General features: G+C 74.3%; 11 protein-coding genes. 9 read left to right on the forward strand and 2 right to left on the reverse strand.

The features are described from left to right. The first annotated feature begins 250 nt into the window (after positions 1-250). A complete protein-coding gene (locus VR44_RS24950) occupies positions 251-1,105 on the forward strand; it encodes a tetratricopeptide repeat protein (RefSeq protein ID WP_063778964.1) in 855 nt (284 codons plus the stop codon). Positions 1,106-1,193: 88 nt separating this feature from the next. On the opposite strand, the gene VR44_RS24955 is transcribed toward VR44_RS24950, so the two are convergent. Next, positions 1,194-2,465, reverse strand: a complete 1,272-nt coding sequence (locus VR44_RS24955; protein ID WP_045949832.1) for a DUF1015 family protein — start codon at positions 2,463-2,465, stop codon at positions 1,194-1,196. A gap of 143 nt (positions 2,466-2,608) precedes the next feature. On the opposite strand from VR44_RS24955, the gene VR44_RS24960 reads away from it, so the two are divergent. The 4 genes from VR44_RS24960 to VR44_RS24975 all read left to right on the forward strand — a co-directional run bounded on the left by VR44_RS24960 (position 2,609) and on the right by VR44_RS24975 (position 6,754). Continuing rightward, positions 2,609-3,661: an HAD hydrolase-like protein gene (locus VR44_RS24960; protein ID WP_045949833.1), complete on the forward strand. Its 1,053-nt coding sequence runs from the start codon at positions 2,609-2,611 to the stop codon at positions 3,659-3,661. 62 nt (positions 3,662-3,723) lie between these two features. Continuing rightward, a complete protein-coding gene (locus tag VR44_RS24965; RefSeq protein ID WP_425424532.1) occupies positions 3,724-4,791 on the forward strand; it encodes a FecCD family ABC transporter permease in 1,068 nt (355 codons plus the stop codon). A gap of 5 nt (positions 4,792-4,796) precedes the next feature. After that, positions 4,797-5,849 carry a FecCD family ABC transporter permease gene (locus tag VR44_RS24970; RefSeq protein ID WP_094191892.1) on the forward strand — a complete coding sequence of 351 codons (1,053 nt, stop codon included), beginning with the start codon at positions 4,797-4,799 and terminating at the stop codon, positions 5,847-5,849. Positions 5,850-5,893: 44 nt separating this feature from the next. Then, positions 5,894-6,754, forward strand: coding sequence for an ABC transporter ATP-binding protein (locus VR44_RS24975; RefSeq protein ID WP_045949842.1), 861 nt, complete (start codon positions 5,894-5,896; stop codon positions 6,752-6,754). On the opposite strand, the gene VR44_RS24980 is transcribed toward VR44_RS24975, so the two are convergent. Next, positions 6,751-7,098 carry an SCP2 sterol-binding domain-containing protein gene (locus tag VR44_RS24980; protein ID WP_045949835.1) on the reverse strand — a complete coding sequence of 116 codons (348 nt, stop codon included), beginning with the start codon at positions 7,096-7,098 and terminating at the stop codon, positions 6,751-6,753. The genes VR44_RS24975 and VR44_RS24980 overlap by 4 nt on opposite strands. A 65-nt stretch (positions 7,099-7,163) precedes the next feature. Here VR44_RS24980 and VR44_RS24985 point away from each other — a divergent pair, with 65 nt between their 5' ends. From VR44_RS24985 to recN, 4 genes are all read left to right on the forward strand, one after another. Then, positions 7,164-7,463 (forward strand): hypothetical protein, encoded by a 300-nt coding sequence (locus VR44_RS24985; RefSeq protein WP_045949836.1) that lies wholly within the window; start codon positions 7,164-7,166, stop codon positions 7,461-7,463. A 7-nt stretch (positions 7,464-7,470) separates the two neighbouring features. Then, positions 7,471-8,286: a TlyA family RNA methyltransferase gene (locus VR44_RS24990; RefSeq protein WP_045949837.1), complete on the forward strand. Its 816-nt coding sequence runs from the start codon at positions 7,471-7,473 to the stop codon at positions 8,284-8,286. After that, positions 8,283-9,257: an NAD kinase gene (locus VR44_RS24995; RefSeq protein ID WP_281187193.1), complete on the forward strand. Its 975-nt coding sequence runs from the start codon at positions 8,283-8,285 to the stop codon at positions 9,255-9,257. The genes VR44_RS24990 and VR44_RS24995 overlap by 4 nt, the downstream gene beginning before the upstream one ends. 106 nt (positions 9,258-9,363) lie before the next feature. Continuing rightward, positions 9,364-10,950, forward strand: a 1,587-nt coding sequence (gene recN / locus VR44_RS25000) for a DNA repair protein RecN (RefSeq protein WP_045949839.1), incomplete at its 3' end; no start/stop codon positions are given.

Genomic DNA, 10,950 nt, shown 5'->3' on the forward strand with positions numbered 1-10,950 from the left:
TGACGACCGTGGCGGGGACCGTCCCTCGTACGGCCGCCGTGACGACCGGGGTGACCGTCCCTCCTACCCGCGTCGGGACGACCGGGGCGGCGAGCGTGGTGGCTACCGTGGCGGGCGCGATGACCGCGGTGGCTACCGTGGCGGCCGTGACGACCGTGGCGGCCGTGAGTTCCGCGCCGACCGTGACCGTGACCCGGTCAAGCGGCTTCCGATCGACGAGGACGTCACCGGCAACGAGATCGACGCCGATGTGCGCCAGGAGCTCCTGAGCCTGCCCAAGGGGCTCGCCGAGGAGGTCTCGCGCAACCTGGTCATGGTGGCCCGGCTGATCGACGAGGACCCCGAGCAGGCGTACGCCTACTCCCGCATCGCCCTGCGCCTGGCCTCCCGTGTCGCCGCCGTGCGCGAGGCCGCCGGCTTCGCCGCGTACGCCACGCAGAAGTACAGCGAGGCGCTCGCCGAGTTCCGCGCCGCCAAGCGGATGACCGGTTCCGTCGAGCTGTGGCCCGTCATGGCCGACTGTGAGCGCGGCCTCGGCCGGCCCGAGCGGGCGCTGGCCATGGCCGGTGAGCCCGAGGTGCAGAAGCTGGACAAGGCCGGGCAGGTCGAGATGCGTCTCGTCGCCGCCGGTGCCCGCCGGGACATGGGCGAGCTCGACGCCGCCATCGTGACCCTGCAGAGCCCCGAGCTGGCCTCCAACACCGTCCAGCCGTGGACGGCGCGCCTGCGGTACGCCTACGCGGACGCCCTCCTGGCCGCCGGCCGTGAGGACGAGGCCCGCGAGTGGTTCGCGAAGACCCTCGAGGCCGACAAGGACGGGGCGACCGACGCCTCCGACCGCCTGGCCGAGATCGACGGCGTGGAGTTCGTGGACGCCGCCGCGCTGGAGGAGGACGCGGACCTCGAGGACCTCGGTGACGAGGACGACGAGGACGAGGACGCGGCCGAGGTGGCCGCCGCCGAGCGCGCCGCCGACCAGACCGAGTACTACGACGAGGACGACGAGGAGTACGAGCCGGCCGACGACTCCGTCGCCGACGTGGACCTCACCGACGAGATCGTGGTCCTCGGGGACGACGAGCGCGAGGCCCGCGACAAGGCCTGATCGGGCCTGATGCCGGAGAAAGGGCGGCACCCCCTCGGGGGTGCCGCCCTTTCGCACGTCCGGGAAGTGACGGAACGGAAGGCCCCGGTCAGCCCAGGCTGCGCAGGACCAGGCCGGTGGCCGGCTTCGGGCCGAAGGACGTGGACTTGCGGGGCATCGTCACGCCCTGGCGGGCCAGGTCGCGGACGACCTCCTCGCGGACCGGGTGCAGCAGCACGGCCGTGCCGCCGTGGCGTTCGGCCATCGCGACCGTGGCGGCCGCGTCGTGGATGTACGCGATGTGGTCCGGGGCGTCCGGGACCTGCCACAGGGCGTCCAGCAGCGAGGCGTGCAGCACCGTGGCGTCCAGCCGGCGCCAGGCCTCCGGGCGGTCGCGGCGGACGGTGCGCTCGATCAGGGCCGGATCCGGGTCGGTGACCAGGTGGAAGGTGCCGTCGCCGGTGAGGAGGAAGGCGTTGCCGCGCTCCGAGGCGTCCGCGAGGGCCTCCAGGGCCAGCGGGAGCGGGCCCTCGACCGGGCGGATCCGGAAGGAGCCCTCGGCCTTCGCCAGGGCCTCGGAGAGGGGCAGGCGGCGCAGCATCCGGTGGATGGCACGGACCTGGAGCGGGTAGCGGACGGTGTCCACGAGGAGGACCAGGCCGAAGTCCCAGGGCGTCGGCGAACCGTGCTCCTCCTGGAGGCGCAGGTACGTCGCCCAGCGGTGGTGGCCGTCGGCGATGAGGGCCTGGCGGTGGGCCAGGTCGGAGGTGACGACGGCCAGCTCGGCGGGGTCGGTGACGGCCCACAGGCTGTGGCGGAACCCGTCCTCGGTGACCGTCGACAGCAGGGGCTCGCGGGCCGCGGTGGCCTCCACGACCGCGTCCGCGCCGGCGCCCGGGCCGTCGCCGCGGTAGGTGAGGAGGAGGGGTTCGAGATTGGCCGAAGTCGCGCGCATCAGGCCCGCGCGGTCGGTGACCACGTCCGGCATCACGTCCTCGTGCGGCAGGACGATGCCGTCCTCGGCGGCGGACAGGGCCAGGGCGCCGATGATGCCGCGCTGCAGCAGGCCGGCCCGGCGCTGCTCGTAGACGTAGAGCGCGGGCTGCGGGTCGGCGCTGAGGACGCCCTCGGCGAGCCAGTCGCTCAGGGTGCGGGCGGCCTGTTCGTTGCGGGCGGCCGGGGTGCCGGCCTGCGGCAGGATGAGCCGGACGATGTTGTGCGGGTCGGCGGATTCGAGGTAGTCGACTCCGTCGGGACGTACGACCACGTCGTACGGCGGCGAGGTGACCGCCGCCAGGCTGCCGACGCGCTCCGGGACGTAACGCAGTCCGTGGAAGGGGGTCAGGCGCAGCCCGTGCTCCGCGTTGCCAGGTGTGGTCATTGGTGCATGGTAAGACCCGTCTCGCGATACGGGATGGCCGGGGGAGTGACGGGGTAGTGCAAACTCGGACAAGATCGATCGCGTGAAGTGAAGCAACGCAAGAGTCCCGAGCGTTTCGAGAACGGTTATTGAGGAGCGGCCAGATGACCCGGCAGAGCAGGACCAGTCCCGCGGGCAGTGAGCGGAGTCTGCACGAGGCGTACGACACGGCCCTGCTGGACCTGGACGGGGTGGTGTACGCGGGTGGGCACGCCATCGCGCACGCGGTGGACTCCCTGGCCGCGGCCCGGGCCGGCGGGATGCACCTGGCGTACGTCACCAACAACGCGCTGCGGACGCCGGAGGCGGTCGCGGAACACCTGTGCGAGCTGGGCATCCCGACCGAGGCGGGCGAGGTGATCACCTCGGCGCAGGCGGTGGCCCGGCTGATCGCGGAGCAGGTGGAGCCGGGGTCGAAGGTGCTGGTGATCGGTGGGGAGGGGCTGCGGGTCGCGCTGCGCGAGCGCGGTCTGGTGCCGGTCGAGTCCGCCGACGAGGAGGGGCTCGCGGCGGTGGTCCAGGGCTACGGCGGGCCCGGCCTGGAGTGGGGGCGTTTCGCGGAGGCGGCGTACGCGGTCAACCGGGGGGTGCCCTGGTACGCGTCGAACACGGACCTGACGATCCCGGGGGCGCGCGGGATCGCGCCGGGCAACGGGGCCGCCGTGGAGGTCGTACGGATCGCGACGGGCGCCGAGCCGCAGGTGGCCGGGAAGCCGCTGCCGCCGATGCACCGGGAGACGGTGCTGCGGACCGGGGCGAAGCGGCCCCTGGTGGTGGGGGACCGGCTGGACACCGACATCGAGGGCGCGTTCAACGGGGACGTGGACTCCCTGCTGGTGCTGACCGGGGTGACGGACGCGGAGCAGCTGCTGCGGGCCGAGCCCCGGCACCGGCCCACGTACGTGGACCGGGACCTGCGCGGGCTGCTGACCGGGCAGCCGGAGCCGGCGGAGCGCGACGGGGCCTGGCGGTGCGGCGGCTGGAGCGCGGCCCACGCGGGGACGCACCTGGAGCTGACCCGGGCCGGGGATGGGCAGGGAGGGGAGGCCGATCCGGTCGACGGGCTGCGGGCGCTGTGCGCGGCCGCCTGGTCGGCCGCCGGGGACGGGATCTACGGGCACGACGTGGAGAAGGCGCTGGCGGCACTGGGGTGGTGAGCGGGGGGCGCTCGGCCGTACGGGGGATCATTCGCTGCGCAGGGTAGGCTAGCCTAACCTTCGTGTTGGCTGAGAGTCCCCCCGAAACCGAGCCCGGCGCGCCCGAGTCCGGCGCGCCCGCGCCCGCCGTGGCCCGTCCAGGCCACGGCAGGCGCGCCGCCGGGCTGCTGATCGTCCTGGCGGCACTGGCCCTGGTCGCGGTGGCCAGCATCGCCGTCGGCGCCAAGGCCATGCCGCTCGCCGACGTCTGGCACGGGCTGTTCCACTACAGCGGCACCACCAACGACGTGGTCGTACGGGACCTGCGGGTCCCGCGCACCGTCCTGGGGGTGATGGTCGGGCTCGGACTCGGTCTGTCCGGCGCGGTGATGCAGGCCCTGACCCGCAACCCGCTGGCCGAGCCCGGGATCCTCGGCGTCAACGCGGGCGCCGCGGCGGCCGTGGTCTCCGCCATCAGCTTCCTCGGGGCGAGCACGCTGACCGAGTTCGTCTGGTGGGCCTTCCTGGGCGCCGCCGTCGTCTCCGCCGCCGTCTACGTCCTCGGCGGCAGCCGCAGCGCCACCCCGGTGCGCCTCGCGCTCGCCGGTACGGCGGCCAGTGCGGCGCTCGTCGGCTACATCAACGCCGTCCAGCTGATGGACAGCAAGGCCCTGGACAAGCTCCGCTTCTGGACGGTGGGCTCGCTGGCCTCGGCCACCATGGACACCGTCCGCCAGGTGGCCCCCTTCCTGCTGGCCGGCGCCCTGCTCGCGCTGGTGCTGGGCCGCCCGCTCAACGCGATGGCCATGGGCGACGACACCGCCCGGGCGCTGGGCGCGCACCTGACCCGGACCCGGATCACGGCGATGGCCGCCATCACCCTGCTGTGCGGGGCGGCGACCGCCGCCTGCGGGCCGATCGTCTTCGTCGGGCTGATGATCCCGCACCTCGCGCGCCTGGTCACCGGGCCCGACATGCGCTGGGTGCTCGCCTACTCGGCCGTCCTGTCGCCCGTGCTGCTGCTCGGTGCCGACGTGATCGGACGGGTCGTCACCCGGCCCGCCGAGCTCCAGGTCGGCATCGTCACCGCGCTCATCGGCGGCCCCGTCTTCATCTACCTGGTCCGGCGCAAGAGGATGGCCCAGCTGTGACCGACATCCGCATCCGCAAGGCCGCCCGGCCGCGCACCCTGCGCGGTCCCGCCGCCACCTCGCTGCGCGTCGAGCCGCGCGCGCTGCTCGGCGGGCTGCTGCTCGTCGCCGCGACGCTGGTGCTCGCCGTCGTCCTCATCGGCACCGGCGACTTCGAGATCGCGCCCGGGGACGTCGTGCGGACCCTGCTGGGCGACGGCACCCCCGCGGACGACTTCATCGTCAACGACCTGCGGCTGCCGCGGGTGCTCGTCGCGATCCTGGTCGGCGCGGCCCTCGGCATGTCCGGAGCGGTCTTCCAGTCCGTCTCGCGCAATCCGCTGGGCTCGCCCGACCTGCTCGGCTTCGGGTACGGCTCGGCGGTCGGCGCGCTCGTCGTGATCACCGTGTTCAAGGGCGGGGCCACCGAGGTCGCGCTGGGCGCCGTCGTCGGCGGTGTGCTCACCGGGGCCGTCGTGTACCTCCTCGCGTACAAGAAGGGGATCCACGGGTACCGGCTGGTGCTGGTCGGCATCGGCGCCTCGGCCGTCCTCGTCGCCGTCATCCAGTACCTGATCGCCAAGGCCCAGCTCATCGAGGCGACCCGGGCGATGGTCTGGCTCACCGGCTCGCTGGCCGGCCGGGACTGGGCGCAGGTGTGGCCGCTGCTGGCCGCCTGCGCGGTGCTGTTCCCGCTGGTCCTCGGGCAGGGCCGGGCCCTGCGGGTGATCGAGATGGGCGACGACGCCGCGTACGCCCTGGGCGTGCCGGTGGAGCGGACCCGGATGCTGCTGATGCTGGCGGCGGTCCTGCTGACCACGGCGGCCGCGGCGGCGGCCGGGCCGATCAGCTTCGTGGCGCTGGCCGCGCCGCAGCTGGCCCGGCGGCTGACCCGTTCGCCCGGGTCGAACCTGCTGACCGGAGCCCTGATGGGCACCGTCCTGCTGCTGGCCTCCGACCTGGCCTCGCAGCGGGCCTTCGGCGCGGACCAGCTGCCGGTGGGCGTGGTCACCGGCCTGGTCGGCGGTGTCTACCTGCTGTGGCTGCTCGTCATGGAGCGCAGGGCGGGACGGGTATGACCGGCACCGCCCCCACGACGCGAACGACGCGCACGACGCACGCGGTGGACGCGCCGCACGACCACGGGCACGGCCCGGCCGACGACACGAGGAGTACGCAGGTGCAGAGGCTGACCGCGGAGAACGTCACCCTCGGATACGACCAGCGGGTCATCGCCGAGAACCTCTCGGTGGAGATCCCCGACCACTCGTTCACGGTCATCGTCGGCCCCAACGCCTGCGGCAAGTCCACGCTGCTGCGCGCCCTGTCGCGGATGCTCAAGCCCACCGCCGGGCGGGTGCTGCTGGACGGGCGGGCCATCACCTCGACGCCCGCGAAGCAGGTGGCCCGGACCCTGGGGCTGCTCCCGCAGTCCTCGGTGGCGCCCGACGGGATCACCGTCGCCGACCTGGTCGCCCGCGGCCGGTACCCGCACCAGGGGCTGCTGCGGCAGTGGTCGGCGGAGGACGAGCGGATCGTCCTGGAGTCGATGGCCTCCACCGGGGTCGCCGAACTCGCGGACCGGGCCGTGGACGAACTGTCGGGCGGGCAGCGCCAGCGGGTCTGGATCGCGATGGCGCTGGCCCAGCAGACGCCGCTGCTGCTCCTGGACGAACCGACGACCTACCTGGACATCCAGCACCAGCTGGAGGTCCTCGACCTGTGCGCCCAGCTCCACGAGGAGCAGGGCCGGACCCTGGTGGCGGTGCTGCACGACCTCAACCAGGCGGCCCGCTACGCCACGCACCTGATCGCCCTGCGCGGCGGGGTGGTGGTCGCCGAGGGCCCGCCGGCCGAGGTGGTCACGGCCGGGCTGGTGGAGGAGGTGTTCGGGGTGCCCTGCCGGGTCATCGACGACCCGGAGACCGGCACGCCGCTGGTGGTCCCGGCCGCGCGGCGGGCCCGGACGAAGACGGCGGTCTAGAGCAGGCTCTTGAGGCGCAGGAGGTCGCGGAAGCCGGCCTCCAGGCGGACCCGGCCCGAGGCCCAGGCCTTGGCGAACTTCAGCTCCCCGTCGACCAGGGCCAGCAGGTCGTCCCCCGACATGGCGAGGCGGATCTCGGCCTTGGCGCGGGGCGGGCCGGGGGTGAGGGCGTCCACGCGGATCCGGCCGCCTTCGAGGCGGCCGGCGAAGGTCACGTCGAGGTCGGTGATGTGGCAGCTCAGGGAGCGGTCGAGGGCGGCCGCGCCGCGCACGCCGCCGTCGGCCCCCGCGAGGTTGTCGGAGAGTCGGTCGAGTGCCGCGCGGCACTCCTGGATCGTAGCCATGGTGCCCCGACCGTACCGCAGAGCCGTGCGTGGCAGGGGCGGTGCTTCGGGGTAGCGTCGGGGACATGACCGACGAAGTGTCCGGGAGCCTTCCGGACGTCCCCCAGGAGCCCGAGACGGAGCCCGTGAAGGAGCCGGTGACGGAGCCCGCCGCCGAGCCCGCCGGGACCGCGCCGCTGGGCCTCGTACGCACCCCCACCGGGCACCCCGGAGTCGACGCGCACCTGGAGCGGCTCGCGGACGCGGACCACCTGGCGGCGGACGGGCACGTCGAGGTGTACGAGGATGTGCACAGGGGACTGCGCGAGGCGCTCGACGCGCTGGACGCACAGCCCGTCCCCGGACCGTACGAAAACAGGAGCTGAACCGAACGTGGCAGGAGTGGCACGCCGCCGCCTGGACGCCGAACTGGTACGCCGCAGCATGGCCCGCTCGCGGGAGCACGCGGCCCAGCTGATCGCCGCGGGCCGGGTGACCGTCGGCGGGACCACCGCGACCAAGCCGGCCACCCAGGTCGAGACCAGCGCGGCCCTCGTCGTCCTCAAGGACGACAGCGACCCCGACTACGTCTCCCGGGGCGGCCACAAGCTGGCCGGCGCGCTCGCGGCCTTCCGGCCGCGGGGGCTGGCTGTCGAGGGCCGCCGGGCGCTGGACGCGGGAGCCTCGACCGGAGGCTTCACCGATGTGCTGCTGCGCGCGGGCGTGGCCCACGTGGTCGCCGTGGACGTCGGCTACGGGCAGCTGGCCTGGTCGCTGCAGAGCGACGAGCGGGTGACCGTCAAGGACCGGACGAACGTGCGCGAGCTGACGCTCGAACTGATCGACGGCGTCCCCGTGGACCTGGTCGTCGGCGACCTGTCCTTCATCTCGATCGGCCTGGTGCTGCCCGCCCTGGTGCGGTGCACGGCGCCGGACGCCGACCTGGTGCTGATGGTCAAGCCGCAGTTCGAGGTGGGCAAGGAGCGGCTCGGCAGCGGCGGCGTGGTGCGCAGCCCCGAGCTGCGCGCCGAGGCCGTGCGGGAGGTCGCCGCCCAGGCGTGGAAGCTGGGTCTGGGTGTGCTGGGGGTCACCGCGAGTCCGCTGCCCGGGCCGTCGGGGAACGTCGAATACTTTCTGTGGCTTCGGGCGGGGGCACCGGCACTCGACCCGGGGGATGTCGACCGTGCAGTGGCGGAGGGGCCTCAGTGACAGATTCGTCATCGTCAGCGTCAGCGGGTTCGAAGGGTGCGGGGCTTCCCGCGGAAACGGGGGCGGGGGAGCCGGAGGGGCCGCGCACGGTCTTCCTGGTCGCCCACACCGGGCGGCCCGCCGCCATACGCAGCGCCGAGCTGGTGGTGCTCGGGCTGCTGAAGTCGGGGATCGGGGTGCGGGTCCTCGCGTACGAGGCGCGGGACATGCCGCTGCCGCCCGAGGTGGAGCTCGTCGGGGAGTGCACCCCCGAGGTCCTGGCCGGGTGCGAGCTGCTGATCGTGCTGGGCGGGGACGGGACCCTGCTGCGCGGGGCGGAGTTCGCGCGCGGGTCGGGGGTGCCGATGCTGGGCGTCAACCTCGGCCGGGTCGGCTTCCTCGCCGAGGCCGAACGCGACGACCTCGACCGGGTGGTGGACCGGGTGGTGCGCCGGGCGTACGAGGTCGAGGAGCGGATGACCCTCGACGTCCTCGTACGGACCAACGGTGACGTGGTCCACCGGGACTGGGCGCTGAACGAGGCCGCCGTCCAGAAGGTGTCCGCCGAGCGGATGCTGGAGGTGGTCCTGGAGATCGACGGGCGTCCGGTGACCGGCTTCGGCTGCGACGGCATCGTCTGCGCGACGCCGACCGGCTCGACGGCGTACGCCTTCTCGGCGGGCGGTCCGGTGGTGTGGCCGGAGGTGGAGGCGCTGCTGATGGTGCCGATCAGCGCGCACGCGCTGTTCGCGAAGCCGCTGGTCACCTCGCCGCACTCGGTGCTGGCGGTGGAGGTGCAGACCGGGACCCAGCACGGGGTGCTGTGGTGCGACGGCCGGCGGACGCTGGAGCTGCCGGCCGGGGCGCGGGTCGAGGTCCGGCGCGGGACGGTGCCGGTGCGGCTCGCCCGGCTGCACCACGCGTCCTTCACGGACCGGCTCGTGGCCAAGTTCGCGCTGCCGGTGTCGGGTTGGCGCGGCGCACCGCACTGAGGACGCCGAGGACCACGCTATTAGCACACCCGTTCGGAAAACTCCGGGCGGGTGAGGTCACATGGCACCCGCGAAACCTCGGTATGGTCGTCCCGTGCTTGAGGAGATGCGGATACGGTCACTCGGGGTCATCGACGACGCGGTGGTCGAGCTGTCGCCCGGTTTCACCGCGGTGACCGGCGAGACCGGCGCGGGCAAGACGATGGTCGTCACCAGCCTCGGGCTGCTGCTCGGCGGCCGCGCCGACCCGGCCCTGGTACGGATCGGGGCCAAGGCGGCCGTGGTCGAGGGCCGCGTCGTGCTGCGCCCGGACGCGGCCGCCGCCGTGCGCGCCGAGGAGGCCGGGGCCGAGCTCGACGAGGGCGCCCTGCTGATCAGCCGGACCGTGTCCGCCGAGGGGCGCTCGCGCGCCCACGTCGGCGGCCGCTCCGTCCCCGTCGGCCTGCTCTCCGAGCTCGCCGACGACCTGGTCGCCGTCCACGGGCAGACCGACCAGCAGGGCCTGCTGCGGCCCGCCCGCCAGCGCCAGGCCCTCGACCGGTACGCCGGCGACGCCGTCGCCGTCCCCCTGGAGAAGTACGCCGGCGCGTACCGGCGGCTGCGCGCCGTCTCCGCCGAACTGGACACGATCACCACCCGCGCCCGGGAACGGGCGCAGGAGGCCGACCTGCTGCGCTTCGGCCTGGACGAGGTCGCCGCCGTCGAACCGCTGCCCGGCGAGGACGCCGAACTGGCGGCCGAGGCCGAACGGCTCGGACACGCCGAATCCCTGGCCTCCGCCGCGCAGGCCGCGCACGCGGCCCTCGCGGGCGACGTCGAGGACCCCGAGGGCGTGGACGCCAACACCCTCGTCGCGGGCGCGCACCGCGCCCTGGAGGCCGTACGCGCCCACGACCCGGTGCTCGGCGCGCTCGCCGACCGGATCGCCGAGCTGGGCATCCTCCTCGGCGACGTGGCCGGCGAGCTCGCCGGGTACGCCGACGACCTGGACGCCGACCCGCTGCGGCTCGCCGCCGTCGAGGAGCGGCGGGCGGCACTGACCCAGCTGACCCGCAAGTACGGGGACTCCGTCGACGCCGTCCTCGAATGGGCCCAGAAGGGCTCCGCACGGCTGCTGGAGCTCGACGGGGACGACGAGCGGATCGAGGAGCTGACCGCCGAGCGGGACGCGCTGCTCGCCGAGCTCTCGCAGCTGGCCCAGGCGCTGACCGACGCCCGGACCGAGGCCGCCGAGCGGTTCGCCTCCGCGGTGACCGCCGAACTCGCCTCCCTGGCCATGCCGCACGCCCGGGTGACCATCGACATCCGCCAGACGGAGGCCGCCGACGGCGTCGAGGTGGGCGGCCGCCCGGTCGCCTACGGGCCCACCGGCGCCGACGAGGTCGAGCTGCTGCTCGCCCCGCACCCCGGCGCCCAGCCGCGCCCGATCGCCAAGGGCGCCTCCGGCGGCGAGCTCTCCCGGGTGATGCTGGCCGTCGAGGTCGTCTTCGCCGGCACCACCCCCGTGCCCACGTACCTCTTCGACGAGGTCGACGCGGGCGTCGGCGGCAAGGCGGCCGTCGAGATCGGCCGGCGGCTGGCCAAGCTCGCCAGGACGGCCCAGGTCGTCGTCGTCACCCACCTGCCCCAGGTGGCGGCCTTCGCGGACCGGCAGCTGCTGGTCGAGAAGACCGTCGACGGTTCGGTGACCCGC

This window comes from Streptomyces katrae (assembly GCF_000966975.1).
Lineage (GTDB): Bacteria > Actinomycetota > Actinomycetes > Streptomycetales > Streptomycetaceae > Streptomyces > Streptomyces katrae.